The organism is Azospirillum sp. A23 (genome assembly GCF_042938965.1).
Lineage (GTDB): Bacteria > Pseudomonadota > Alphaproteobacteria > Azospirillales > Azospirillaceae > Azospirillum > Azospirillum melinis.
The window spans coordinates 164,516-189,686 of sequence record NZ_CP170665.1 but is presented as its reverse complement, the minus strand read 5'-3'; the positions used below and the strand labels follow the sequence as shown (position 1 = coordinate 189,686).

Below are 25,171 nucleotides of genomic sequence, written 5' to 3'. Positions count from 1 at the left end.
CTCCTAGATGTGCCGGTTCTGCTGGTGCCAGAGATGCTGGTAGATGTCGCAGCGCACCAGCAGTTCGTCATGCTTGCCGCTGTCCACCACCTTGCCGCGGTCCATCACCAGGATGGTGTCGGACGGCACCAGCGACGACAGGCGGTGAGAAATGATGATCATGGTGCGGCCGCGGGCGATGTTCATCAGGTTGGCCTGGACGATCGCCTCGCTCTCGGCGTCGAGCGCCGAAGTCGCCTCGTCCATGATCAGGATCTTCGGGTTGGTCAGGAGCGCGCGGGCGATGGCGAGACGCTGGCGCTGACCGCCGGACAGGTTGGACGAGCCTTCCTCCAGCATGGTGTCGAGGCCTTTGGGCAGCCGCTCCACGAACTCGTCGGCGCCGGCCAGATGGATCACCCTCAGGATCTCATCGGTCGTCGCACCCGGCTTGGCGGCGGAGACGTTCTCGCGGATGGTGCCGGTGAACAGGAAATTGTCCTGCAACACCACGCCGATCGAGGCGCGCAGGTGATCCAGGTCGTATTCGCGCAGATCCCGGCCATCGATGCGGATCAGGCCTTCCTGCGCCCGGTGCAGGCCCTGCAACAGCCTGGTCACGGTGGTCTTGCCAGAACCGGAGCGGCCCATGACGCCAAGGATGGTGCCTTCGGACGCGGTGAAGGACACCCCGTCGAGCGCCGGCGGCGAGGAGGGCGCATAGCGGAAGCGCACCTCCTGGAACTCCACCGTGCCGCGCAGCGGCGTGCGCAGGCCGCGGCCGGTGCGCCCCTCTTCCGGCGCGTGGTTCATGATCGTGCCCAGCATCTGGACCGAGATCGACACTTCCTGGAACTGCTGCACCAGCTGGGCCATCTGCAGAAGCGGCTGGGTGACGCGACCGGCCAGGATGTAGAAGGCGATCAAGGCCCCCATCATCATATCGCCGTTCAGCGCCAGATAGGTGCCCAGGCCCAGCAGGCAGGCCATCATCAGCTGATTCAGCGGCTGAGCGATCGTCTGGCCGATGATCATGATGCGGCCAACGTCGAAACGCTGTTCGGCGGCACGGGCGACGCGGTGGTCCCATTCCAGCTTCTGGCGGCCATCGAGCGCCAGGGACTTCACCGTACGCATGCCGTGGATGTTCTCGATCAGGAAGGATTGCTGACGGACCTCGGCCTGATAGAGGTCCTTCATCCGGCCTTTGATCAGCGGGATCATGATGCCGATGTTGATCGCCATCAAAATCGAGAATGCCAGGACCAGGAAGGTCAGCGGCACGCTGTACATGAACATGATCGGCAGGAAGACGACCAGCGAGACCGTGTCCAGCAGCGTCATGAAGAGCTGGCCGGTCAGGAAGTTGCGGATGCGCTCCGCCTGCTGGGCGTTCTTGACGATCTCGCCCGACGATACCCGCTCGAAGTAATGCATCGGCAGGCCGACGAGCTTGTTGAAGACCTGAACGTTCATCTTCGCGTCGATCTTCTTCGTCGCGTAGAGCATCAGGTACTGGCGCAGGTACGAGAAGGCCGCCTCGAACAGGATGACGCCGATCATGCCGATCATCAGCACGCCGAGCGTGCCCATGCTGCGGTGGACCAGCACGCGGTCGACCACCAGCTGGAAGAAGATCGGCACGGCGAGCGCGAACAGGCTCATCAGGATCGCCGCGATGCCGATGTCGCGGAAGATGCGCTTGTGGCGGAGGATCTCCACCAGGAACCATTTCAGGCCGAAAGGCTGCTCGGCGTCGGTCAGGCCATAGTCGCGCTTCAGCAGCACCACCTCGCCGGCCCAGGCCTGGCTGAGGCGGATGCGGTCGACCGGCAGGATCAACTCCTGGCCAGCCAGCGGATCCTGCAAAATGGCGACGTCGGTGTCGCCCTGCTTGCCGAAGCCGACCACCACCATCGAGTTGCCGTTGCGCAGGCGCAGAATGGCGGGGAAGGCATCATGGAGCTTGCCCAGATCGTCCCAGTCCAGCGTCGCCGCCTCGGCCTTCAGGCCGATGGACTTGGCGACGCGCAGCAGGCGCGCGGTGTCCAGCTCCTCGTTTCCGATGACGTTGCTGTGCTGAAGCCGCTCGGCCGAAACGTCGAGGCCACGCTGGCGCGCGACGACAGCCAGGGAATGCAGCCCGGTGTGGGCGCAGGGGACTTCCGCAGCTAGGGTCATGGGAACCGCCGTGAAAAATGTGAAATGCGTCGCGAAGGCAAGGTCTTCATACCGTTCGGTCACCCGGTTTCGATCGACCATGCGCTCCTTGGGGCCCAGGGCGCGACGAAGCGCGTAGAGTCCGCCACTTGCGAACGATGCATAGCCACGCGATCCCGTTGAGATAGCAGAATTGGCCCAACAGCGGCAAGCCATCTGTCCCAGGCCCCATCCGCCATCCATCATATGTCTCCACCCCATGTGGCCGTTGCGGCACATCCATCCGGAGACGAGATGCCGCTTGCGGCAGCGCATGGTCATTGCTATCGACCGGCAGGACGGCTCTTCTGCCGACGAAGACTTAACGCCAAGCGGTCAGCCCGATGAAAAAGCCTTCACACAAGCAGGCCAGGGCCAAGCGCCCGGCCATTCCGGCCCCCTCCCCGCAGAGTTTGGCTCCGGCGGTTTCGGCAGGGGACGCCGGCTTCGGCCGGGCGCTGAGCCTGCACCGGGAAGGCCGGACGGCCGAGGCGGAGGCCGGATACCGCGCCGTGCTGGCTGCCGATGCGGGCCACGCCAACGCCAACAACAACCTCGCCATCATCCTGCGCGCCCGCGGCGACTGGGAGGAGGCGCTGGGCTGCTACCGCCGGGCGCTTGCCCGCAACGCGGCCGATCCCTTCGTCCACAGCAACCATGGCTGCCTGCTGCAGGACATGGGCCGAAGCGCCGAGGCGGAGGAGGCGCTGCGCACCGCCATCCGGTTGAAGCCCGAGTATGCCGAGGCCCATTTCAACCTCGCCAACATCCTGCGCAACCGCGGCGACCGCGAGGCGGCCAAGGCCGCCTATGGCGAGGCGCTGCGCCTGAAGCCGGACATGGCGGCGGCGCTGTGCAACCTGGGCGACCTGCACAAGGGGGCGGTCGAACTCACCCGCGCGGTGGAGTGCTTCGTCGCCGCGCTGAAGGCCGATCCAAAGTCGGCCGAGGCCTGGAACAACCTGGGCGAAACGCTGAAGGAGATGGGACGCATCGAGGAGGCGGTCACCGTCTTCCAGAAGGGGCTGGAGGCGCACCCCGCCCACGCCCTGATGCATTCCAACCTGCTGCTGGCCCTGCACTATACCCCGGCCGTTCCGCCCGAGACCATCTTCAGGGCCCATATGGCATGGGCACAGCGTCATGCCGACCCGCTGCTGCCCGCCGGCAGGCGCCATGCCAACCTGCGCGATCCCGATCGCCGGCTGCGCATCGGCTACGTCTCGCCCGACTTCTGCGCCCATTCGGTCGCCTTCTTCGCGGAGCCGCTGATCCGCGAGCATGACCGCGGGCACTTCGAGGTCTTCTGCTACCCCGCGTCCTCACGCTGCGACATGGTCACCGAACGGCTGAAGGGGCTGTCCGACGGCTGGCGGTCGCTGGTCGGGGTGGACGATGCCCGCGCCGCGGCGCTGATCGAGCAGGACGGCATCGACATCCTGGTCGACCTGACCGGCCACACCGCCAACAACCGGCTGACCCTGTTCGCCCGCAAGCCGGCGCCGGTGCAGGCGACGTGGCTGGGCTATCCTGACACCACCGGCATGCGCGCCATCGACTGGCGCTTCAGCGACGCCATCGCCGAGCCGCCGGGCGAGGCCGACCGGCTGAGCGCGGAACGCATCGTCAGGCTGCCGCAGGGCTTCCACAGCTACCGCCCGCCGCTGGACGTCGCCCCGCCGGCCGAACCGCCGTTCCGCGCCAACGGCCATGTTACCTTCGGCTCCTTCAACAACACCTCCAAGGTGACGGGGGAGGTGGTGCGTGCCTGGTCGGAGATCCTGAAGCGGGTGCCGGGCTCGCGCCTGATCGTCAAGAGCGCCCAGATGGGCGACGAGGAGACGCGCCGGCGCTATCTGAACACCTTCGTCCAGTGGGGGATCGACGCCGGCCGGATAGAGCTTCTGGCCCGCATCGACGCGGCCGACGGGCACCTGCGCGCCTACGACCGCATCGACATCGGGCTCGACCCCTTCCCCTACAACGGCACCACCACCACCTGCGAGGCCTTGTGGATGGGTGTGCCGGTGGTGACAGTGACGGGCGCCAACCATGTCGCCCGCGTCGGCGCCAGCCTGCTGACCCATTGCGGCCTGACGGAACTGGTGGCCTCCGACATGGAGGGCTACATCGCCACCGCAGTGGCGCTTGCCGGCGACGCGGACCGTCTGACGGAGTTGCGCCGGACGATGCGCAGCCGGCTGAACGCCGCCCCGCTGACCGACTACAAGGGCTTCGCCCGCGGGGTCGAGGCGGCCTACCGCGCCATGTGGCGCGACTGGGTGGCCAAAGGGTGATGAGCGGGACGGCAGTGAATGGAAAGGTTGGGGAGGGGCTAGGGACGGTCGCCGCCGATACCGCCGCCGCTAGGCTGGCTCTGCCGGACGACGACGGCCGGCTGATCCTGGTGAAGGAGCTGCACGGGCATTCCGGCTGCCGTCTGCTGTTGCTGCGGGAGCGCGATTGCGATGCCTACCGCGTACGCAAAATCTCCGGCTCCGCCGACTACAACGCCCGGCTGCGCGACCAGCGGCACAAGCAGGGCGAGATGGCGGCCTTGGGCCTGCCCTGCCCTGCGGTGCTGAAGGACGGACTGCTGGAGGGCGGCGAGTTGGACGGGCGCTATTGCTTCGATATGGAGTATGTGCGGGGCCAGAATCTGGGGGACGTGCTGGAGCATGGCGACAGCGCCCTGTTCGACACGGTCGCCCGCTCGCTTGCCGCCACGTTGCGCGGGCTGGCGGCGACCGCGTCCGGCTGCCTGCCTGCCGGCCTGTTCCTGGACAAGATCGCCGCCGTCGCCGCCGCCGTTCCGCCCTGCCTGGAGGGCGGGAACGACCCGGGCGGGATGCGGGGGGTGATTGGCGAGACCGCCGCCCGCCTCGCCGCCCATGACTGGAGCGGCATCCCTGCCTCCCAGGGGCACGGTGACATGACGGTGGAAAACGTGCTGCGGCGTCCGGACGGTGGGCTCTGCTTCATCGATTTCCTCGACGGGCCGCTCAACTCCTGCTGGCTCGATGTCGCCAAGCTGCACCAGGACCTGTGCGGCCACTGGTTCCTGCGCAATCTACCGGACGAACAACGATCCGGCCCGCGCGGCCGTGGCCTCCGTATCGCCGCCGCCAAGCTGGCCGCTTTGCTGCACGGCCACACCCACCCCCTCTGGCCCGATTTGCGCGAACGGCTGCCGGTGCTGACCCAGTTCCAGCTTTTCCGTATCGTGCCCTACTGCCGGTCGGACGAAGTCCTCGCCTTCGTTCTCCGGCGCATCCGAGACATCGACAAGGACGCGACCTTCCCATGAGCGGATACACCATCCTTCTCCCGGCCGCCGGACGGTCGAGCCGTTATCCCAACATGCGACCGAAATGGATGCTGTCGACGCCCGACGGCGCGTTGATGCTGCGCCGGGCACTGGACTCGCTTGAAGGCGTCGCCCGCAGCCGGGTGGTCGTCGGCATCCTGCGCGAGCATGAGGAACGCTATACCGCCACCGCCGGGATCCACCGGGCGCTGGGCGAGGATGTGGAGATCGTCGTCTTCGACGAGGTAACGCGCGGTCCGGCCGAAACCGCTTACGAGATGATCCGGCGCGCCGGGGTCGACGGGCCGGTGATCATCAAGGATTCCGACAGCTGGTTCTCGCTGCCGAACGTACCGCAGGACAGCAACTTCGTCTGCATCGCAGATCTGCGGCGAAACCCCGGCGTCACCAACGTCGCCGGTAAAAGCTTCGTCTCGCTGAACGAACAGGGCATCGTCGCCAACATCTGGGAAAAGTCGGTCGAGTCCAATTTCATCAACGTAGGAGGTTATGTCTGGAATTCGGCCAGGCAATATTGCGATATCTTCGATGCGCTGATGCGCAACGACCGCAACAGCGAGATCTTCATCTCGCACCTGATCTCCCAGGCGGTTCTTGACGGTTCGGTGTTCCTGGGAGTGGAGGTGGAGGGGCTGGTCGATGCCGGCACCCTGCGCGAATGGACCGACCTGCAGCAGCGCATGCGCACCTTCTTCCTCGACTTCGACGGGGTGGTGGTCAAGAACAAGGGCCAATATTTCCCGCCCTACTGGACTGATCCCGACGAGCCGATCACCGAGAACGTGGACTCCCTGCGCCGCCTGCAGGCCGAAGGCGCCCAGTTCGTCTTCGTCACCGCCCGTCCGGAAGAGTTGCGCGCCAAGGTCGAGGCGGTGCTCCGTGAAGCCGGACTGTCCTGGCACGCGCTGGTGATGGGGTGCCACCACGGCCCGCGGGTGCTGGTCAACGACTTCGCGCCGTCCAACCCCTACCCGTCTGCCGAGGCGGTGAACATCCTCCGCAACGTCGGGCGTCTGTCCGACTTCATCGCCGGGGCGTGACGCCCGAACCGGAGGAGCAGGATGAGCGCACTTCACATTGCCTTCTGCGGGCAAATCCGCACACCGCATCTGTTCGAACTGTCTTTGCGCCAAGTCGTCGGGCTGATCGAGCGCGGTCAGGTCGCAGGCGCGGTGATCGCCACTTGGCACAGCGAGGTCGAGGCCCACGCCTCTCTGCTCGAACGGTTCCGGCATCCGGGCATCCAGGTGATCGGGCTGAACCCGCCGTCCGGCGTGACGGTGCCGCACAGCTACTTCCACCAGATGACGCTGCTGTACGGCGCCCTGCGGGTCCTGCCGACCAACGCGCTGGTGCTGAAGAGCCGGCCGGACATCCTGTTCGATCTGGACGCCCTGCCGGCGCTCGCCCAACGCCTGATGGATGCGCCGCCGCCGTGCCGCGATCCCTTCGTCTTCGAACGCCGGGTCTGGGTACCGCAGTTCGAAGCGACCTCCCCTTTCTACGTGAACGACCTGCTGTTCCTGGCGACGCGCCACGACGCCATGCAGTTGTGCAACTTCGACATGTCATTCGAGTTGAACAACTTCTTCCTGGACCGGCCTGACCAACGCCTGCCCAACATCCCATCCTCCGCCGAAATCCGGCGCTATTGCTATCCGTTCTCCCGCCATTTCCCCCTTCTGGAAGAATATGGCGAAGTCCTGCACATGACCTACGGCGGCCAGCCCGACCGCGTCGGCGTCATCCGCTACAATATGGCTAGGCCCATATACTGGCAGTATGTGGCGCTCTATCTCTGGATACTGAAAAATTACTTCCTGATTGGTCGTCCACATTATAACGGCAGGGTCACGCTGGTCCGTGAAGAGAGCCTGTCCGGCCAAAATTTTGCTATTTCCGGGGCCAATCACTACGTCGACGCGGTGGACCCTACAGTCTTCCTCGACAATTACAGGCGCCGATGCGACGGGTTCGGGCTGCTCTACTGTGGCAGCCAGGAGTGGACCGACGCCATCTTCTCCGGGACGATGGCCGACCCGTCGGCCCGTAGCCTGATCCTGGATCAGGTCGAGGCGGCGCGGACGTTCAGCCCCTCTCCCCAGCGGCGGGAGATGTTTCGCCGCTACCGCGCCGGCCTGATCGCCGCGACCGGTTTGGAGGCGGCGCTGGGCTGACGGAAGGGCTCTGCTATGCCTCTCTCCTGCTGAACCATACGGGTCGCTGCCCGAGCCGATCCAGGCGCAATCCACGCCGGCCACGCCCCCAACCTGCTGCCCAGCACGCCGGATGCCGTCGCCGTCGGCGGGCCGAGGGAGCAGACGTAGGTTCTGATGCCCTGCACGGTGGCCTTGGCGGTCACACCCCCCGCAGGCCGCCGCGGTCGATAGTCTCCAGGAACCAGCGGTAGGTGGTGGCGAAGCCGTCGCGCAAGGACGTGGGCGCGGTCCAGCCCATCTCGCTCATCCGACTGACATCCATCAGCTTGCGCGGGCTGCCGTCCGGCTTGGAGGTGTCGTAGCGGAACTCGCCCTCATAGCCGACGACGTCGCGGATCAGCTCGGCCAGTTCCCGGATCGACACCTCGCTTCCGGTGCCGACATTGACGTGCGGCTCGCCCGAATAATGCTGGGCCAGGAAGACCAGGCCATCGGCCAGATCGTCGGCAAACAGGAATTCGCGCCTGGGCGCTCCGGTGCCCCACAGCTCGACGAAGGGCAGCCCCTCCACCTTGGCCCGGTGGATCTTGGCCAGCAATGCTGCGGCGACATGCCCCCCCTGCAGGTCGAAATTGTCGTTCAGGCCGTAGAGGTTGGTCGGCATCGCCGAGATGAAGTCGCAGCCATACTGGCGCCGGTAGGCCTGACACATCTTGATGCCGGCGATCTTGGCGATGGCATACCACTCGTTGGTCGGCTCCAGCGGGCCGGTCAGCAGAGCGTCCTCGCGCATCGGCTGCTCGGCCAGTCGCGGGTAGATGCAGGAGGATCCCAGGAAGACCAGCTTCTTCACGGCCGTCCGGTAGGCGCCGTGGATGATGTTGGTCTCGATCGCCAGATTGTCGTAGAGGAACTCGGCCGGCCGGGTGGAGTTGGCGAGGATGCCGCCGACGGTGGCGGCGGCGACGAAGACCACGTCCGGCTTCGCTTCGGCCATCCAGTCCTCGACTTGCCCCTGGCGGCGCAGGTCGACGCGGTCGCGCCCAACGGTAAGCAGGTCGCAGGGTTCGCGCTCCAGCCGGCGGACGACGGCGGCGCCCGCCATGCCGCGATGCCCGGCCACCCAGACCCGTTTGCCCTCCAGGGAGAAAAGCGATTCCGTCCGCACCTTGAGCACCATCCCGCTATGGAAAGCCGCCGCTGTCGTAGCATCGGGCAGGCAGGGAATCCAGTCCGCTCCGCTCGGCTTGACAAGCGCCGCCCCGGCGCGGGATCTTCCCGCCGCTCGGCGCCCGCCCGGCGCCCGCCTGGGCTGGCGGACCTGCTCCCAGAATTGGGGTTTCCATCATGATTCCGAACTTGGCTTTCACCTGGCAGCTCACGGAGGTCCACGGTTGGGGACTGGTGGGTGTCCACACCGCCCTCTACCTCGCCGATGTCGGGCGGCCGCTGCTGCTGCTGGAAAAGCCGCTGATGGGCACCCTGCGCCCGGAAAACCGCGAAAAGCTGCAGCCGCTGGAAGCCCCCTACCAGCAGATCGCCACCATGGCCGACAACGCCAAGGGCCACATGCTGCTGCTGAAGGAGTTCGACGTCCTACACGCGCTGGGCAACGGCTTCACAGCAGGCGGTCCGTCGACGCGCTTCCGCGGCCGGCGCAACATCGGCGTCATCGCCTATGAGGACACCCGCTTCACGCCCGAGGTGATGGCCCGCGCCCGCCAGTACGACCGCATCGTCGTGCATTCCACCTACAACAAGCAGCTTCTGGAGATCTGGGGCTTCGACAATGTCGGCCTCGCCTTTCAGGGCATCGACCCGACCGAAATGGTGGAGGCGGAACCGAGCGGCCGCTTCGGCGACCGCTTCGTCGTCTTTTCCGGCGGCAAGCTGGAGTTCCGCAAGGGCCAGGACATCGTGCTGGCCGCCTTCCGCGCCTTCCGTCAGCGCCATCCCGACGCGCTGCTGGTCACCGCCTGGCAGAACGCCTGGCCGGAGGTCGGCATGACGATGGCGGAATCGCCGCTGGCGCCGAAGCCGCCGCGGGTCCTGCCCAACAACATGATCGACGTGAAGAGCTGGGCGATGGAGAACGGCGCCGACGAGGAGGGCTTCGTCGATCTGGGTTTCCTCGGCCGCCACCAGATCGCCGGGATCCTCGCCGACTGCCACGCGGCCGTCTTCCCCAACCGCTGCGAGGGGGCGACCAATCTCGTCGCCATGGAGGCGATGGCCTGCGGGGTTCCGGTGGTTCTGTCCAACAACACCGGCCACCGCGACCTGCTGAAGAGCCCGACCCAGGGCGACGACCTGTGCCTGACGCTGGACCGTCAGGTTCCGGTCGCCGACCGCGACGGCAGCCGCTTCGGCTGGGGCGAATCCTCGGTCGACGAGCTGGTGGAGGCGCTGGAGCGGCTCTACGCCGACCGTGCCGCAGCCAAGGCGCGCGCCGCGCGCGCCAAGGCCTTCATCCGCACCGAGCGCAGCTGGCGCGCCTTCGCCGAGGCGTTCGTCGACGCCATGCAATAGGAAGGAGGAGGCCGCCGAAATCCCGACGGCCTCCGGTATCCGCCCTTGCCACCGGTTGTTTCCGGTGGCAAGGACCGGCTCAGAACAGACGCTTCGCCATACCCAGAAGCTTCTGGAACAGTTCCGATGCCACTCCGAACAACTCCGCCAGCTTGTGGAACACGGTCCCGAGCAAATCCAGCAGGAGGACCTTGCCTCCGGCTCTGGGAGGTTCCTGCCTGGGAAGGTTCAGATGCCCCTTGGCTTCGAAGTACTCGCGGTACTGAACCGCGCCGGGTTTCCCGGAGGCCGGGTTGGTTGAGTCACGCCGCCATGGCGACGTGCTCGGTTTGAGCATAGTAGCGTGCTTCGGCCTCGGCGGGCGGAAAGTTGCCGATGGGTTCGAGCAGGCGCCGGTGGTTGAACCAGTCGACCCACTCCAGGGTGGCGAACTCGACAGCTTCCAGGGTACGCAGTGGCCCGCGGCGGCGGATCACCTCGGTCTTGTAGAGGCCGTTGATGGTTTCGGCCAAGGCGTTGTCATACGAATCGCCGACGCTGCCGACGGAGGGCTGGACACCCGCCAGCCGACGATCCGGCGGGCGAAGGCGTCGATGACGAAAGCCACGGAGACGAAGCCCTGCCATGTCGAGACGTACGCGAAATCGGCCACCCACAAGGCATTCGGGCGTGGTGCCTGGAACTGGCGGTTCACCCGGTCGGCGGGACAGGGCGCCGCCCTGTCGCTGATCGTGGTGCGCACCACCTTCACGCATCGCTCTCTTCAAGCCCACCTGCTTCATCAGTCGGGCTACCGTGGAGCGTGCCACGTCGATACCCTCCCGCCGCAACTGCCGCCAGACTTTGCGAACCCCATAGACCTGGAAGTTATCATCCCAAACCCGTCGGATAGCCAAACTCAGCTCCGCGTCGCTTCGCGAGCGGGCTGGCGCCTTGGACGGATCGGCCCGCCGGGCGGCATGGGCATAATAGGTGGACGGGGCGATCGGCAGCACTCGGCAGATCGGCTCGCCCCCGTAAACGACGCGGTGCACGTCGATGAAGGCAATCATTTCGTGAACGGGCATTTCTTGAACGGGCGGTCGAGCTCCGCCTGAGCGAAATATGCCGACGCCTTGCGTAGGATCTCGTTCGCCTGGCGCAGTTCCCGCACCTCACGCTCCAGCGCCTTGATCTGTTCCTGCTCGTCCGTTGTCGGACCTGACCGCTTGCGCTGGTGACGCTCGGCCTGCCGGACCCAGTTCCGCAGCCTCTCGGGAGTGCAGCCGATCTTCGCCGCGATCGAGCTGATCGCCGCCCACTGCGAGGCATGCTCGCCTTCGTGTTCGAACACCATCCGAACCGCGGGCTCGCGGACTTCAGGGGCGTATTTGGGCGATGCTTGCTTCGTCATGATGACCCCACTCTCTCAGATGATGGGGCATCCGGAAAACCCGGCGCGGTTCAGTTCCTGTTTCCGGCCTGCCGATGCGCGGCTCCGCCGTCAGCCTCCCACCCCATCCAGCGCGTCGAGCAGCCGCTGCGCGGCGGCGTCCCAGGTGAAGTTGTCCATCAGGTGGCGGGCGGCGTCGCGGCGCTCGCCCTCGGGATCGCGGATGACGCGGGCCAGGATGTCGACCGCGGCGTCCTCGTCCGGGTGCCACCAGTCCAGCCCGTGGAAGGGCGGATAATAGTCGCTGCTGTAGGGCATCAGCGCTGGGCCGGTGACGCAGGGAATCAGATGGGCGACACGGTCGTCCAGATAGGCGGTATAGGCGCTGTGCCGGGGGGCGATCAGGCCGGCGCCGAGGCAACCCGCCCGGGTGATCGGCAGATCCCAGCCCTCGCCATGCGACAGGCTGAGATAGTGGGTCGCCACGACATAGAGGCCGGCGATCCCCGCCTCGTCATAGCGCTCGGTCAGCAGGACAATGGGCGCCGCCGCCTCCAGCTGCCGGCCGACGGCGCGCATCCCCTGCTCGACCAGCCGGCGCATTTCGCCGGCCAGCGCCGCCCCGCCCTTCCCCACCTTCAGGATCAGGATCGCGTCATCGTCGGCGCGGGTGGCGCGCAGCCAGACCCGCAGCAGTCCGCCCAGGTTCTTGCGCGCGACAAAGTCGGAGATGTTGAGAACCCGTACCCGGTAGTCCATCACTGCCCGCCCGCGGGGGCCGATGATGGGCAGCGGCTGTGCCGCCGCATCGGCGGGATTGGGGGCGATGCCGGGCGGACAGACGCGGATGCGGTCTTCCGGATGGCCGGCGGCGATCCAGGCCAGCCGCGAGGAGTCGGTCGGCACGACGACCAGATCGTGACCGCGGCTGCAGGCGGCCCAAGCGGGGGGAATGCGCGGCCCCTCGAACATAGTGTAGTTGACCGTCGGCAAACCGGGAACCGGTTCGACCAGCGGCGGGGTCAGCACGGTAAGCGCCAGCCTCGCCCGCACCGGGGTACCGAGCCGCCGGGCCGCCGCCTGCAGGATCGGATCGGCAAAGGCAGGGCGCCAGCTTTCCTCGCCCTTCAGCCCGGCCAGCCGCAGCGTCGTTCCCCGTTCCATCAGGCTGCGCACGAAATGCTGGGCGAAGTCGCCGTAACCCGACAGCACGGAGAAGGGCGCCCGCACCAGAAGCCCTTCAGGTGCATGCGGCAGACAGGCCTCCTCGGCAAGCCACCGGTAGAGCCGGGCACGGGCCAGCGTGGCGGCGGCCTCCTCCCCAGCCGTGGTTTCGCCATTCGCCGACAGGACCTCTTCCGCCAGCTCCGGCCGGCCGAGAGACAGCCAGGCGGAAGCCAGATGGTTGCGGGCATCGTCATGGTCGGGCTGCTGCGCCAGGGCTTCGGTCAGCACCTCGACCGCATCGGCGTGGGCGCCGCTCGACAGAAGCGCCACCGCCAGCAGGACCTTCTGGTCGGGGTTCCCGGGAAGAAGCCGGGCGGCGATGCGCAGGTGGCGCACGGCTCCGTCATAGTCGCCAAGCCTGTGCAACAGGCCGCCCAGCCGGTTCTGCGCCTCCACATCATCGGGGGTCAGCAGGCAGACGGTGCGAAACTGGGCGGCGGCCTCCCGCCGGGCACCGCGTTCCTGCATCACCACGGCCAGATTGATGCGGGCCTGCGCGAACAGCGGTTCATGCGCCAGCAGTTGCCTCAGCCGCTGCTCCGCCTCCTCCAGCCGGCCGGCCTGGAACAGGATGACGCCTGCCAGGTTCAGGGCGTTGCAATCGGCGGGATCGGTGCGCAGCGCCTGCTCTGCCAGGGTTAGCGCCTCCCCGCCATGTCCGGCCTTGTACAGTTCGATGGCACGGGCGGTGTCTTGTTCCATGGCGTGGCCTTGACCGGGAATGGTGGGGAGAGGCGCTGGGACAAAGGATGTGGGGCAAAGAAAACGGCGCCTTGCCGGTCCTTCGGCGGTGTCGGCGGGATAGCACAGGCGGATTTGGCCGGTCAATCGACCCAGGGCCGGCGTTGGGATGGCGTTGGGGCTGGCCCCTCAGCGGCCTTCCTGGAAGGAGACTTCCGGATGCAGGGACACCTGACGCCAGCTGTCTAGACCACCACCCAGTCCGACTGCCCGCCCCTCGGATGGAGAGGCTATGAAACCGGCGCGCAGGCAGCCTATAACTCGTGAACCGCACCGGTGGGTGCCATCCGCCGCCCGATGTCCTTCCGAAGAGACTTTTCGACCCATGAAGCTCCTCATCATCGACTCCCGTGTCTCGAAGGCGAGCGATGCCTACAGCGAAACGGAAGGAATGGGCGGGATCGCCTCGTCGCTGATCTACCTGTCCGATAGCCTCGCAGCCGAGGGGCACGAGGTTCTGCTCGCCATCGCCGGCGACCAGGATACGCGCCGTAGTGGGGTCAGGATCGTCGACTGCACCAAGGTCACCGCCGGGGACCTGACCGGGACCGACGCGGTCATCGTCAGCAACAACGCCGACAACGTGACGGCGGTGAAGCGCTTTCTCCCCTCCGTACCCGTCTTCCTGTGGGTCCACATCCAGCACGACGTGTGGTTTCACGACCTGAAATGCCTGGCCCACTATCTGGACACCGACCACGCGCGCTCCGCCGACGGCATCGTGTTCGTCAGCGAATGGCAGAAGCGGGTCTTCATCGAGCGGTTCAAGGACACCGTCCCGGCGGAGCGGTGCCATGTGATCCGCAACGCCTGCAACCCCTTCGTCCTGCGGCGGCGTGACGACGAGGCGGGGCTGTTCGCAGCCAAGCGGGCGGCGCTGGAGGTGGCCTATGTCTCGGCGCCGACGCGCGGGCTGGAAACCCTGCTGAAGCTGTGGCCGGCAGTGCGGGCGGAATGCCCGGCCGCAACGCTGGCCGTCTATTCCGGGCAGTCGATCTACGGCGTCGCGCAGGCCGACGACCCGATCCACCGCCTCCTCAGCGGCATGAAGATGGAAGGCGTCGACTATCGCGGCCCGCTGTCCCATGCCCGCCTGACCGAGCGGCTGCTGAACACCGCCGTCGTCGCCTACCCCACCGCGTTCGAGGAGACCTCCGGCATCGCCCCCATCGAGGCGCTCGCCGCCGGCTGCAGCCTCGTCTGCACGGACCGCGGCGCGTTGCCGGAAAGCGCGGCCGGCTTCGCCACCATGGTCCCCTATGCAGAGGGCGGGGAAGACTTCGAAAAGGCCTTCACCGATGCCCTGGTCGCCAAGATCGGGCAGTGGAGCGACGGCGACGGAGCGGACCTCCAGGCCTCGCTCCGGCACCAGCGGCAGACGATCGGCGCCAATTACCGCTGGGAGAACCGCGCTCTGGAATGGAAGTCACTGATCGCCCTTTACCGGACGGGGCGCTGACCTGGCTGCGTTCCGGCCACCGGAACGCGGGACCCTGGTCAGTCCTGGAGGTCTTCGGGTTCGCGGCTTACGGCAAGGCGGAACGCCTCCACATCGCCGCCGAATATAAGGCGGGCGAACCTGCGGATTTTATCGTTGGGCCAGGACCACCAGCGTATCGACAGAAGGAAGTCGGCATCGGCGTCCGGCACCCGTTTACGGACGACCCTTGCCGGGTTGCCGACCGCCACGCCGTAGGGCGGGACGTTCCGGGACACGACGGCGCGCGCACCGATGATGGCTCCATCGCCCACCATGACGCCGGAGAGTATGGATGCCCCTTCTCCGATCCATACGTCATTGCCGATGACGACGGGACCTTTGCTGGACGTGCTGTTCGGCCCGGCAAGTTCAGGCATCCACTCCGCCAGCATTTCTGCCGGGTAGGTCGAGACGCCATCCATGGTATGCATGCCGCCAAAATAAATACGCACCCCATCTGCGATCGAGCAGAATTTCCCGATCTCGATCTTTCCCGGCTCTCCATAGGTAACGAGTTCAAGAGGATCGGAGAAATACGTGAATGACCCAACAGAAACCACGCAAGGGCTTTCGTTCACGTTGAAACCGTAGCGGCTATCCTGATCTGTACATTTGTGATTGAATTTTATGTACATGATTTGAATACCGGGTCATTGCAGAAGATGTGAAGATTTTCGGATCGGCCATAGAGCGCGGATCAAAATCTCGCCTCTGTGGTTCCAAGCCATTGATTTTGATCATCCCAGGAGAGGTTTTGAGCCGCGCTCTAGAGCGCCTAACAGAACCATCTCTGGACGAATCTCCAGCAGATGAGGCTGGCAGCGATGTGGTGGAAGGCGGTGAAGATATCGGCGCGCCGTTCATAGCGGACGGCGATGCGGCGGAAGCGGGCAAACCAGGCGAGCGTCCGCTCGACCACCCATCGGTGTCGGCCAAGGCGCTCACTGCTCTCGATGCCACGCCGGGCGATGCGTGGAATGATCCCCCGCCGGCGTAGCGCCTGCCGGCAGTGGGCGAAGTCGTAGCCCTTGTCGGCGTGCAGTTTGGCTGGTCGGCGCCGTGGCCGGCCCGCACATTGGCGGATTGCCGGCACGGCATCGACCAACGTCTCCAGGAGCTTGCTGTCATGCCGGTTGGCCGGCGAAATTCTCAGGGCGAGGGGGATGCCGTTGGCATCAACGAGGATGTGGCGCTTGGAGCCCGGTTTGCCGCGGTCCGTCGGGTTCGGCCCGGTCTCCTCACCCCCCTTTTTGCTGGAACGCTGGCGCTGTCCACCGCCGCGCGATCCCAGTTGATGGCGTTGGCGTAGCCAAGCCGATCGAGCAGCACGCGGTGCAATCGCTCCCAGACGCCGGCTTGCTGCCATTCGTGCAGCCGGCGCCAACAGGTCATGCCCGAACCACACCCCATCTCCACCGGCAGCAGTTCCCAGGGAATGCCCGAGCGCAACACGAACAGGATACCGGTTAGAGCGGCGCGGTTGTCCAGCCGAGGCCGCCCGCCCTTCGGCTTGGGCGGCTCCGGTGGGAGCAACGGTTCAATCAGCGCCCAAAGGGCGTCGGAGACGACAGGGGAAGCCATACACCTCTCAACAGCCCAAACGCCGTTTTGTTAGGTGTTCTAAGCCAAACGGCATCATGGCCGGATGCCTGCGTGGTTCTGGCTGCGCAGTTCTTACCGCTTGCGCGCTACGAAGATGATCGGGGTTTCCCAATGCAGGCGCCGGGCGAGCCAGATCGCCGGCTCCAGCAGGCCGGAGCCGTGGACGAAGGTGACGATGCGCTTGGCGACCGACAGCGCCGCCCAGTCGCCGAAGCCCAGCGTGCGCAGGCGCTGCTCGAAGACGCTCCAGCCCCAATCCAGCACCTCCAGCCTGCCGGGATGGCGGCGGAGCCATCGGTCGAACCACGAACGGTCGATCAGGTTGAGGGTGTCGACATAGGATGGGTCGCGGCCGAAGAGCCGGACATAGAGCTTCGCCAGCCCGGCCGGCATCCGTGGCAGCCACAGGATGCCGTAATGCCCCTCCCACCAGGAGCCGTAATTCGGCACGACAACCAGCAGCAGCCCGCCCGGCTTCAGCACGCGCAACGCCTCGTCGAGCACCGCCGCCGGATCGCCGACATGCTCCAGCACGTTGGAGGAATAAACGATGTCGAAGCTGGCGTCCGGAAAGGGGATCGCCTCGCCGGTGGCGTCGCGCACCGCGTCGGCCGGCAGGCCGTAATGGTCGATCAGCCGGCGGCAGACGTCGAGCGTGGAGCTGTATTCGCCCATGCTGGGCTCGATGCCGTGGATGTCCAGCCCGTGCGCCGTGCGCCCGCGCACCACGGTCATGCCGCAGCCGGACCCGACCTCCAGGATGCGGGCCTTGTCGGCATCGACGCCGGCGGCCGCGGCCGTGCGCCGCAGTTCCGCCACCTGTTCGTCGGCGCGCGCCTCCGACAGCATGTCGCGCACGACGTCCTTCACCGGCACGCGGGTGACGCCGCCGATGAAGCCGCTGTCGATGTAGCCGCGGGACAGCAGCCGGCCCAGTTCCTCCCAGTCGGGCGGAGCCGTCCGGTCCTGCCGGCCCGCCGCCGCCTCAGCCATTCTTCGTCGCCCGGATCACGAAGATCGTGGCGCTCTTCATCCGGCCCAGCCGGTCCTGGATGCAGTCTGCCTTGAAACCGTTGCGCTCGAACAGCGCCACGATCTCCTCAATCGAATAGAAGGTCTTGTAGGGCGGATAGTACCAATCCTCGACCTGGGCCTGGATCGACACGTTGTCGGCGCGTCGGTTGATCTCCTGCCCCTTCAGCGCGCAGGCGACCTTGGTCAGGCCGGTGAAGAAGCCGCCGACCAGCTTGCGCCGGGCCGGCGTGTCCATGTAGGCGCGGCAGAAATGGCGCACGCCCTCATGGACCGGCGACAGCCAGGTCTTCAGGTAGAGGCCGAGATAGACGGTGCCGCCCGGCTTGGTGACGGCCATCAGGTTGCGCATCACCTTCATCGGGTCGGGCGCCATCATCGCGACACCCCAGCACCAGACCAGATCGAACGGACCGAGGTCGGTGTCCAGTTCCTGGAGATCCTGGTGGTGGAACTCGATGTTGTCGCGGCCGAAGCGCTGGGCCTGCTGGCGGGCGGTGGCGAGGCTGTCCGACGAGACGTCGACCGACACCACCTGCTCCGCCATTTCCGACAGGATGACGGAGCAGATGCCGTGGCCGCAGCCGGCATCCAGCGCCCGGCCGATCTGCCGCTCGGTCAGCGTCTCCAGCATGTACTTCTTGGTCTCGTCGTAGATCGGCACGAAACGGGGCCAGAAGTCGTCGTAAAATTCCTTGGTCGCGAGATCCATGGGGCTGCCCTCCCGCCCGCTGAGGGCGTCGCGTTGATCGTGATGGTGGTGGTCTTAAGGGGTGCCGGACGAACTCGTCCAGGGGGAATAGGGCCTGATCCGCTGCGCCGCCGCATCCGGTTCGACGAACAGACGGGCGTTGCGGTTCAGCAGGGCCGCCAGCTGGCTGTAACCACTCTGGGCACTGACGCCCAGCACGTCGGCGTTCATCAGCACGTGGAAATCCTGCAGGAACTCCAGCCCCTTCCACGGCTCCACCACCCCGTCCTTCGCCAGATCGTCGAGCGAAACCGGAGCGAACTCCGCGAAGTCGCCGATGGTCGCCGGGTCGTCGGTGGCGATGTACAGCACCGGCCGGTCCAGCGTCGGCCACAGCGCCTTCAGCCAGTCGACGTACCAGGAGGTCTCGGTGATGGTGTAGCGGAACCAGACGAAGTCGCCGCGGCGGATGTGCAGGGCCACCACCGTGTTGCCGCGCGCCTTCAACGCCTGCATCACAGGATCGACATAAGGCAGCCAGTCGGGCCGCGGCCGCAGCCAGGACTGCACCCGTTCGCGCCACTCCTCGCGGTAGTCGAACAGGAACAGCGGCGAGAGGATGTCGACGCCGGGGCGCGGGTCGTCGCGCCGCCCGGTCACCAGGTCGTTCAGGATGCGCCGGCCGAAATGCATCGGCTTCAGCCCGCCGCCGGGCCTGGGATCGTCGAGATCGAAGTAATGGCCGCCGACCCAGTCCGGCGTCTCCAGCCGGTAGCCGAACTTCTCGGCATAGAGCCGCAGCAGCACATATTCCAGGGCGTTGTGGGCGAAGCGGCCATGGGTCGCCAGCGTGGACGAACAGATGCGCGGCAGGGACGGGTCGGGGTTGGCCGGACGCTCCAGCCGACGGCCCTGCCGGGCCAGGGATTGCTGCAGCCCGGCGATCGACTTCACGGTGAAAAAGCGGCTGCCATGGCCATGAACCCCGGCCAGCACCTCCACCGCGCGGTCGGTCTCGCCGGCGGCCAGCCAGTTCTCGGCGACCGCGGTCAGGCATTCGATGCGGAACATGGCGGGATCGGCGGCATGTGGATAGCGGTATTCGGCGAAGAAGCGCCGGGCTTCCTCATGCCGCCCCTGGCGCGCCAGCAGGGCCGACAGCATGTCGATGGCACCGGGCACGTCGCTGCCCGGCTGGGTCAGCGCCAGCCGCAGCACCTGCTCCGCCTCGCCCAGCCGGTCAAGGCCGGTCAGCACGTCCGCCAGCCGGGTCAGCGCCAGAGTGACGCCAGCACGCGCCGCGCCGGCATAGCTGTCGACCGCCGCATCGGCCAGTCCGGCGGCATGCTGGGCATTGCCCTGGTTGTAGAGCACGCTGCCATACCCCGGCTGGATCAGCAGGGCGCGGCGGAAACAGGTCAGCGCCTCGTCGAGATGACCGATCTCGACCAGCAGGTTGCCCAGGTTCATGTGGGCGCCGGCAAATCCCGGATGCAGGACGAGCGCGTTTCGCTGGCTTGCCTGCGCCTCCTCCACCGCCCCGTCCTGCCGCAGCGCGATGCCGAGGTCGTGATAACTTTCGGAATGGTAGGGGTTCAGCCGCAGTGCACGCCGATAGGCCACAGCGGCCGTCGCCCAGTCGCGCGGCCCGCCACGCCCGCCCAACAGCGCGGCAAGCGCCTGATGCGCACCTTCCAGCGACGGATCCAACTGGATCGCCCGGCGATACGCCGCGGCGGCGGCATCGATCTGGCCAAATTCGGACAGGGTGCTGCCAAGGTTGCAGGCGGCGTCCGCCATCTCCGGCGCGATGTCGAGGGCGGCCCGGATCAACTCCAGCGCCTTGTCCCGCCGGCCCTGGCGCCGCTCGATCAACCCCAGCAGATGCAGGGCATGGGCATTGCGTGGATCGACCTCCAGAATGCGCAGATAGACCGCGCACGCCTCGTCCAGGCGGTCGGCACGCTGAAGTCCCACGGCGATCTGCAATGCTTCGGCGACGGTAGCCATGACAATCCGTGCTGTGCGGCCTCCGGCCCCGGCTCCACGGCCGCACCCGACCGGGGCCGCCGGGGATGGCCGGCCCGTTCGGCGCGCACCCTATCGTTCCGCGACAGGCGCTTCAACTCCGTTCGTGCCGCCCCCGGCTTCTCCATCGCCCTGCCGGAAAGCCGATAATACGGCACAATGCCCGTGCCTTATCTGGGATCGGGCGCAACGCCCCTTGCCTTGCCAGGATCCTTTGAGGATAGTGCCCGATCATTAACGCCGTACAGATCAAGGGTCGGTCCTTTGCGCAAAGTTGCCCTCATCACCGGCGCCACCGGCCAGGATGGCGCGTATCTTGCCGAGCTTCTGCTGGGGAAGGGCTATATCGTCCACGGCATCAAGCGCCGGTCGTCGTCCTTCAACACGGGGCGGGTGGAGCATCTCTACCGGGATCCGCATGAGGAGGACGTCAGCTTCTTCATGCATTATGGCGACCTGACGGACAGCACCAACCTGATCCGCCTGGTCCAGCAGGTGCAGCCGACCGAGATCTACAATCTGGCGGCCCAGAGCCACGTGCATGTGAGCTTCGAGACGCCGGAATATACCGCCAACGCCGACGGCATCGGCACGCTGCGTCTTCTGGAGGCGATCCGCATCCTGGGTCTGGAGAAGACCGCGCGCTTCTACCAGGCCTCCACCTCGGAGCTGTACGGCAAGGTGCAGGAGACGCCGCAGCGGGAGACCACGCCCTTCTACCCACGCAGTCCCTATGCCGCGGCCAAGCTGTACGCCTACTGGATCACGGTGAACTACCGCGAGGCCTACGGGATGCACGCCAGCAACGGCATCCTGTTCAATCATGAAGGCCCGACCCGCGGCGAGACTTTCGTCACCCGCAAGATCACCCGCGCGGTGGCCAGCATCGAGCAGGGCCGCCAGGACTGCCTGTATCTCGGCAACCTGGACGCCAAGCGCGACTGGGGCCATGCGCGCGACTATGTCGAGGGCATGTGGCGCATCCTGCAGCAGGACGAGGCCGACGACTACGTGCTGGCCACCGGCGAGACCCACAGCGTGCGCGAGTTCGTCGAGCTGGCCTTCGGCCACATCGGCCGCGGGATCGAATGGCGCGGCGAAGGCGTGGACGAGGAAGGCATCTGCCAGAAGACCGGCAAGGTGGTGGTCCGCATCGACCCGCGCTATTTCCGCCCGACCGAGGTTGACCTGCTGCTGGGCGACCCCAGCAAGGCGCGCGAGAAGCTGGGCTGGACTCACACCACCGCCTTCCGCGATCTGGTCCGGGAGATGGTCGAGTCCGACATGCGTCTCCTGGCTGGCGGCGACGATCACCGCTGACACCGCCACCCGCGACCGCTCAGTGACCGCCCGGCAATCGATGTAGGCGCCGTCCGATGACCATTGGAGGAGTGACCCGAAGCGAGCCGAAGACCGCACTGATCTTCGGCGTTTCGGGCCAGGATGGTGCCTATCTCTCCCAGCTTCTGCTGGACAAGGGCTATGCGGTCCACGGCACCTCGCGCGACCGGGAGATGGCGGGCTTCGCCAACCTGCGGCGGCTCGGCATCTTCGGCCGGGTGATCCTCCACTCCTCCGTACTGACCGACTTCCGCAGCGTGGTCGAGGTCATCGCCCGTGTCCGGCCGGCCGAGATCTACAATCTCGCCAGCCAGGCCTCGGTCGGGCTGTCCTTCGACCAGCCGGTCGAGACGCTGAACAGCACCATCTCCAGCACCATCAACATTCTGGAAGCGATCCGCTTCCTGAAGCTGGACACCCGCTTCTACAGCGCCTGCTCCAGCGAATGTTTCGGCAACACCGAGGCGCCGGCGGACGAATCCACCCCCTTCCATCCGCGCAGCCCCTATGGCGTCGGCAAGGCCGCCGCCTTCTGGGCGGTCGCCAACTACCGCGAGGCCTACGGCCTGTTCGCCTGCTCCGGCATCCTGTTCAATCATGAATCGCCGTTGCGGCCCACCCGTTACGTCACGCAGAAGATCATCCGCGGGGCCGCCGACATCGCCGAGGGAAAGACCGACGTCCTGGAACTGGGGACGCTGTCGATCGCCCGCGACTGGGGCTGGGCCTCGGAATATGTCGACGCCATGGCCCGCATGCTGGCTCTGGATGACCCCCATGATTTCGTGATCGCCACCGGCGAAGCGAACCGGCTGGAGGAGTTCGTCGCCCAGGCCTTCTCCTATTTCGGCCTGGACTGGCGCCGTCATGTCAGCGGCAATCCGGACCTGCTCCGCCCCTCGGACATCGCCTTCAGCGTGGGCAACTCCGCCAAGGCGGAACGGATGCTGGGATGGCGTGCCGAACGCCGCATGGCCCAGGTGGTCACCGGACTGGCGGATGCCGAAATGGCACGCCGGTCGGTCGCCTGAGCCCCCGTCCCAATTCGCTTTCCGAGACCCTCACCCGTCCGGAACAGCCTTCCGAAGAAAGCCCGTCCCATGTCGGCCAGGAGCAAGCTCGTCATCAACATCGAGGTGGACGACCGCACCGTCCTGTTCCCGGACGGCAAGTTCCTGTCCCACATCGCCTTGCATGAAGGCGAAGCGGCGGACGGCGAAGGCGCCTTGCGGTTGGAGGGTGTCTTCCTGTTCAACGAAAGCCGGCTGGGGCCGGAGATAGCCTCCCTGGACGTCGAGGACGCCCGCGAGCTTGCGCGGTCGATCCTGGATGCCGTGTTCCAGGGCCGCACCCAGCATGTCCTGTCGGAGACGGCCAAGGTCGCTGTGGTCTTCAACCCGAACGGCTTTGTCCTGCGCTTCGGCGAAGGGGCGGCCCTGCGCGAGCTGTTCATCGGCTCCCCCGCCATCGTCCGGCTGGCTCAGGGCGTCCTGCGGATGGCCGACCGCCTGTCGGCCTTGCCCGCACACTGATCCCCCCAAACGGCTTGGCCGCGCTCCAGTCAGGATGTCTCAAAAAAACGTTCGATCGCCCGGATCGACGTCCCGTCGTCGAACAGGACGGCGCTTCGCTCAAGGATGCGCTGCCGGACTTGGGCGCGCAGCCGCGAATCGGTGCCGAGCCGGACCGCCCGGTCAACATAATCGGCCGGATCGCTCGCCACGCAGTCGTTAAGCCCCATCAGCGTGTAGAAACCCAGGGTATGGCGTCCGCGCATGAAGGCGCCGGGCCAGGTCACCACCGGCGTGCCGAAGGCCAGAGCCTCCAAGCTTGTCTTGCCACCGCTGTAATGGAACGGATCGAGCATGACATCGGCGTCGGCGGTCAGTGCGATGAAATCCGCGGTCCCCAGCCCCGGCAGCAGGTGGATGCGGCCGGCCACATCGGGTCCCTTGGCGCCCAGCCGCCGCACCAAAGCAGCGCCTTGGCTACGCGGATCGACGAAGACGAGGATGCCATCACGGTCCCGCCGCAGAATGGCGATCAGGGCGTCGTCATAGTCAGGATGAATCTTGAACAGGCTCTGCGGACAGAGGTAGAGACGGCTCTCGGCGGGCAGGCCAAAGTCAATGCGGGTCTTGTGCGGCTCGTCGAGCCGCGGGCGCCGATAGCAGACAGTCGGGCCGGGCAGACGGATCAGACGTTCGCTGTAATGCGCCTCACCATCCTCCGGCTCCATCGCATCGCAGCTCAAGAAGCAGTCCAAGGTGGGAATGCCAGTGGTATCCGGATGCCCCCAGGTCAGGCATTGCCGCGGCGCCAGCCGGGCAAAGGCGAGGAAGTAGGTGAAGGGCGACATGCCGATATCGGTGTAGTAAAGGACATCCAGTTGCACATCGGCGATGATCCGCCGCGCGGCATCGAGATCCCCCGGAATATCGACAGTTCGGTCCGCCACCATACGCAGATGAAGTCGTAGCTCGTCCTCCGGCCCCGGCGTGAAGAACAGCACCACCTCGAACCGCTCGCGCGACAGCCGCTCGATCAGCCCCTCGTTCAGCATCCCGATGGTGTGGTTGTGGAAATAGTCGGAGATGAAGCCGATGCGCCGCCGCCGACCGGCCCTTTCCTCCGCTTCGCCGGACTGCCGATAATGCGGCTCCCGGCAATGCGCGGCGGTGTAGAGCAAGGAGGGGCAAGCCTCCCGATACAAGGCGGCCAGCTCGCTGTTCAAGGCGCGATTGTCGAGCCCATGATAGGACAGAAAAAAGGACGTGATGCCGACCTCGCGCAACGGGTCGGTGATGCACAGGCCGTGCTCGCGCGCCAGCCGCAGCACTTCGGCACAATGGGCGCGACTTTCCTCGATTTCCGCGGCTGAGCTGGGAATGACCGGCAAGCTCAGCGCCTCGCGCACCAGAAGCCCGTCTCCTCCACCCAGCTGCCAAGCCCGGCGGTAAGCCCGCCGGGCCTCATCCAGCCGACCGGCACGTTGGGCAACGATGGCAACCTTGCGGTAAGCCTCCGCCATGCCGGGTTCCAGCGCCAGCCGGTGCTTGAAGGGAATGAGGGCTTGCGGGTTGTCGCCCTGGTCGGCCAGACAGCTTCCCAACCCGTCGAGCAGCCGGGCATCGGCCGGCCGCAGCCGCAAGGCGCGATGGAACGCCGTCGCCGCATCGGCTCTGCGGCCAAGGGACTGAAGCAGGATGGCTTGGTTCACCGTGTAGACCGGCTGGGCAGGATCGAGAAGCATGGCCGAGCCGATGTGGCTCAGCCCCTCCTCGCCTTGGCCGGAGGCGCACAAGGCGGTGCCCAGCATATGCCGGGCAACGGCATGATCGGGCGCCAGCCGCAGCACTGCCCGCGCGAGCACCGCCGCCTCGGCGAAGTGCCCGGCGGCATGAAGCTGCTGGGCATGGGTGAAAGCATCTTGGATCGAAGCCATCGGGAGCCGGAACAGAGT

19 protein-coding genes, 1 pseudogene and 1 other annotated feature are annotated in these 25,171 nt (G+C 66.5%); of the genes and pseudogenes, 9 read left to right on the top strand and 11 right to left on the bottom strand.

Going from position 1 to position 25,171, the window contains the following annotated elements:
- Positions 1 to 3: 3 nt before the first annotated feature.
- Complete coding sequence (locus tag ABNQ40_RS08895) at positions 4 to 2,160, bottom strand: peptidase domain-containing ABC transporter (RefSeq protein ID WP_109046977.1); 2,157 nt, start codon at positions 2,158 to 2,160, stop codon at positions 4 to 6.
- Positions 2,161 to 2,522: 362 nt separating this feature from the next.
- On the opposite strand from ABNQ40_RS08895, the gene ABNQ40_RS08890 reads away from it, so the two are divergent.
- Genes ABNQ40_RS08890 through ABNQ40_RS08875 form a run of 4 tightly spaced genes read left to right on the top strand, consistent with a single transcriptional unit; the run spans position 2,523 to position 7,683 of the window.
- Positions 2,523 to 4,475, top strand: coding sequence for a tetratricopeptide repeat protein (locus ABNQ40_RS08890; protein WP_109046948.1), 1,953 nt, complete (start codon positions 2,523 to 2,525; stop codon positions 4,473 to 4,475).
- The gene (locus ABNQ40_RS08885) at positions 4,475 to 5,485 is read left to right on the top strand and encodes a phosphotransferase (RefSeq protein ID WP_109046947.1); all 1,011 of its coding nucleotides are present in this window, start codon (positions 4,475 to 4,477) and stop codon (positions 5,483 to 5,485) included. The genes ABNQ40_RS08890 and ABNQ40_RS08885 overlap by 1 nt, the downstream gene beginning before the upstream one ends.
- Positions 5,482 to 6,546, top strand: a complete 1,065-nt coding sequence (locus tag ABNQ40_RS08880) for an NTP transferase domain-containing protein (RefSeq protein ID WP_109046946.1) — start codon at positions 5,482 to 5,484, stop codon at positions 6,544 to 6,546. The genes ABNQ40_RS08885 and ABNQ40_RS08880 overlap by 4 nt, the downstream gene beginning before the upstream one ends.
- A 21-nt stretch (positions 6,547 to 6,567) precedes the next feature.
- Complete coding sequence (locus ABNQ40_RS08875; RefSeq protein ID WP_109046945.1) at positions 6,568 to 7,683, top strand: hypothetical protein; 1,116 nt, start codon at positions 6,568 to 6,570, stop codon at positions 7,681 to 7,683.
- Positions 7,684 to 7,864: 181 nt separating this feature from the next.
- Here ABNQ40_RS08875 and ABNQ40_RS08870 read toward each other — a convergent pair whose 3' ends face one another.
- Positions 7,865 to 8,833, bottom strand: coding sequence for a GDP-L-fucose synthase (locus tag ABNQ40_RS08870; RefSeq protein WP_282187134.1), 969 nt, complete (start codon positions 8,831 to 8,833; stop codon positions 7,865 to 7,867).
- Between the two features lie 179 nt (positions 8,834 to 9,012).
- On the opposite strand from ABNQ40_RS08870, the gene ABNQ40_RS08865 reads away from it, so the two are divergent.
- Entirely contained in the window at positions 9,013 to 10,194 is a 1,182-nt protein-coding gene (locus tag ABNQ40_RS08865; protein ID WP_109046943.1) for a glycosyltransferase family 4 protein, read from the top strand.
- A gap of 79 nt (positions 10,195 to 10,273) precedes the next feature.
- Here the strand turns inward: ABNQ40_RS08865 and ABNQ40_RS08860 are convergent, their stop codons facing one another.
- The 3 genes and pseudogenes from ABNQ40_RS08860 to ABNQ40_RS08850 form a co-directional block, all read right to left on the bottom strand.
- The gene (locus ABNQ40_RS08860) at positions 10,274 to 10,531 is read right to left on the bottom strand and encodes a hypothetical protein (protein WP_146255356.1); all 258 of its coding nucleotides are present in this window, start codon (positions 10,529 to 10,531) and stop codon (positions 10,274 to 10,276) included.
- Positions 10,497 to 11,587 (bottom strand): annotated as a pseudogene (locus ABNQ40_RS08855) (IS3 family transposase). The gene ABNQ40_RS08860 and the pseudogene ABNQ40_RS08855 overlap by 35 nt, the downstream one beginning before the upstream one ends.
- Positions 11,172 to 11,303 (bottom strand) — a sequence feature (AL1L pseudoknot). Its footprint overlaps the pseudogene before it by 132 nt.
- 90 nt (positions 11,588 to 11,677) lie before the next feature.
- Positions 11,678 to 13,495: a tetratricopeptide repeat protein gene (locus ABNQ40_RS08850; protein WP_109047226.1), complete on the bottom strand. Its 1,818-nt coding sequence runs from the start codon at positions 13,493 to 13,495 to the stop codon at positions 11,678 to 11,680.
- A 364-nt stretch (positions 13,496 to 13,859) separates the two neighbouring features.
- Between ABNQ40_RS08850 and ABNQ40_RS08845 the strand changes: the two genes are divergently transcribed.
- Positions 13,860 to 14,993: a glycosyltransferase family 4 protein gene (locus tag ABNQ40_RS08845; RefSeq protein WP_158285519.1), complete on the top strand. Its 1,134-nt coding sequence runs from the start codon at positions 13,860 to 13,862 to the stop codon at positions 14,991 to 14,993.
- Positions 14,994 to 15,031: 38 nt separating this feature from the next.
- Here the strand turns inward: ABNQ40_RS08845 and ABNQ40_RS08840 are convergent, their stop codons facing one another.
- The 5 genes from ABNQ40_RS08840 to ABNQ40_RS08820 form a co-directional block, all read right to left on the bottom strand.
- Positions 15,032 to 15,649, bottom strand: coding sequence for a CatB-related O-acetyltransferase (locus ABNQ40_RS08840; RefSeq protein ID WP_109047228.1), 618 nt, complete (start codon positions 15,647 to 15,649; stop codon positions 15,032 to 15,034).
- 140 nt (positions 15,650 to 15,789) lie between these two features.
- A protein-coding gene (locus tag ABNQ40_RS08835; RefSeq protein WP_391346110.1) for an IS5 family transposase occupies positions 15,790 to 16,595 on the bottom strand; the annotation gives its coding sequence in 2 pieces (ribosomal slippage) (positions 15,790 to 16,268 and positions 16,268 to 16,595; 807 coding nt in all).
- Between the two features lie 93 nt (positions 16,596 to 16,688).
- Positions 16,689 to 17,609 carry a class I SAM-dependent methyltransferase gene (locus ABNQ40_RS08830; protein WP_109047217.1) on the bottom strand — a complete coding sequence of 307 codons (921 nt, stop codon included), beginning with the start codon at positions 17,607 to 17,609 and terminating at the stop codon, positions 16,689 to 16,691.
- Positions 17,602 to 18,360 (bottom strand): class I SAM-dependent methyltransferase, encoded by a 759-nt coding sequence (locus ABNQ40_RS08825; RefSeq protein WP_109047218.1) that lies wholly within the window; start codon positions 18,358 to 18,360, stop codon positions 17,602 to 17,604. The genes ABNQ40_RS08830 and ABNQ40_RS08825 overlap by 8 nt, the downstream gene beginning before the upstream one ends.
- A gap of 54 nt (positions 18,361 to 18,414) precedes the next feature.
- Positions 18,415 to 20,349, bottom strand: a complete 1,935-nt coding sequence (locus ABNQ40_RS08820; RefSeq protein WP_109047219.1) for a tetratricopeptide repeat protein — start codon at positions 20,347 to 20,349, stop codon at positions 18,415 to 18,417.
- A 282-nt stretch (positions 20,350 to 20,631) separates the two neighbouring features.
- Between ABNQ40_RS08820 and gmd the strand changes: the two genes are divergently transcribed.
- The 3 genes from gmd to ABNQ40_RS08805 all read left to right on the top strand — a co-directional run bounded on the left by gmd (position 20,632) and on the right by ABNQ40_RS08805 (position 23,240).
- Entirely contained in the window at positions 20,632 to 21,687 is a 1,056-nt protein-coding gene (gene gmd, locus ABNQ40_RS08815) for a GDP-mannose 4,6-dehydratase (RefSeq protein WP_247879457.1), read from the top strand.
- 56 nt (positions 21,688 to 21,743) lie between these two features.
- Positions 21,744 to 22,739, top strand: a complete 996-nt coding sequence (locus ABNQ40_RS08810; RefSeq protein ID WP_109047221.1) for a GDP-mannose 4,6-dehydratase — start codon at positions 21,744 to 21,746, stop codon at positions 22,737 to 22,739.
- A gap of 69 nt (positions 22,740 to 22,808) precedes the next feature.
- Complete coding sequence (locus ABNQ40_RS08805; protein WP_109047222.1) at positions 22,809 to 23,240, top strand: hypothetical protein; 432 nt, start codon at positions 22,809 to 22,811, stop codon at positions 23,238 to 23,240.
- Positions 23,241 to 23,269: 29 nt separating this feature from the next.
- Here ABNQ40_RS08805 and ABNQ40_RS08800 read toward each other — a convergent pair whose 3' ends face one another.
- On the bottom strand, positions 23,270 to 25,153 hold the full coding sequence (locus ABNQ40_RS08800; RefSeq protein WP_109047223.1) for a tetratricopeptide repeat protein: 1,884 nt from the start codon (positions 25,151 to 25,153) through the stop codon (positions 23,270 to 23,272).
- Positions 25,154 to 25,171: the final 18 nt, after the last annotated feature.

Excerpts from the sequence above, each read along its gene's own strand:
- ABNQ40_RS08860 (WP_146255356.1), bottom strand. The coding sequence starts at position 10,531 with ATGCTCAAACCGAGCACGTCGCCATGGCGGCGTGACTCAACCAACCCG.
- ABNQ40_RS08885 (WP_109046947.1), top strand. The coding sequence starts at position 4,475 with ATGAGCGGGACGGCAGTGAATGGAAAGGTTGGGGAGGGGCTAGGGACG.
- ABNQ40_RS08830 (WP_109047217.1), bottom strand. The coding sequence starts at position 17,609 with ATGGCTGAGGCGGCGGCGGGCCGGCAGGACCGGACGGCTCCGCCCGAC.
- ABNQ40_RS08890 (WP_109046948.1), top strand. The coding sequence starts at position 2,523 with ATGAAAAAGCCTTCACACAAGCAGGCCAGGGCCAAGCGCCCGGCCATT.
- ABNQ40_RS08880 (WP_109046946.1), top strand. The coding sequence starts at position 5,482 with ATGAGCGGATACACCATCCTTCTCCCGGCCGCCGGACGGTCGAGCCGT.
- ABNQ40_RS08820 (WP_109047219.1), bottom strand. The coding sequence starts at position 20,349 with ATGGCTACCGTCGCCGAAGCATTGCAGATCGCCGTGGGACTTCAGCGT.
- ABNQ40_RS08895 (WP_109046977.1), bottom strand. The coding sequence starts at position 2,160 with ATGACCCTAGCTGCGGAAGTCCCCTGCGCCCACACCGGGCTGCATTCC.
- ABNQ40_RS08845 (WP_158285519.1), top strand. The coding sequence starts at position 13,860 with ATGAAGCTCCTCATCATCGACTCCCGTGTCTCGAAGGCGAGCGATGCC.
- ABNQ40_RS08825 (WP_109047218.1), bottom strand. The coding sequence starts at position 18,360 with ATGGATCTCGCGACCAAGGAATTTTACGACGACTTCTGGCCCCGTTTC.
- ABNQ40_RS08850 (WP_109047226.1), bottom strand. The coding sequence starts at position 13,495 with ATGGAACAAGACACCGCCCGTGCCATCGAACTGTACAAGGCCGGACAT.
- ABNQ40_RS08805 (WP_109047222.1), top strand. The coding sequence starts at position 22,809 with ATGTCGGCCAGGAGCAAGCTCGTCATCAACATCGAGGTGGACGACCGC.
- ABNQ40_RS08810 (WP_109047221.1), top strand. The coding sequence starts at position 21,744 with ATGACCATTGGAGGAGTGACCCGAAGCGAGCCGAAGACCGCACTGATC.
- ABNQ40_RS08865 (WP_109046943.1), top strand. The coding sequence starts at position 9,013 with ATGATTCCGAACTTGGCTTTCACCTGGCAGCTCACGGAGGTCCACGGT.
- ABNQ40_RS08875 (WP_109046945.1), top strand. The coding sequence starts at position 6,568 with ATGAGCGCACTTCACATTGCCTTCTGCGGGCAAATCCGCACACCGCAT.
- ABNQ40_RS08800 (WP_109047223.1), bottom strand. The coding sequence starts at position 25,153 with ATGGCTTCGATCCAAGATGCTTTCACCCATGCCCAGCAGCTTCATGCC.
- ABNQ40_RS08840 (WP_109047228.1), bottom strand. The coding sequence starts at position 15,649 with ATGTACATAAAATTCAATCACAAATGTACAGATCAGGATAGCCGCTAC.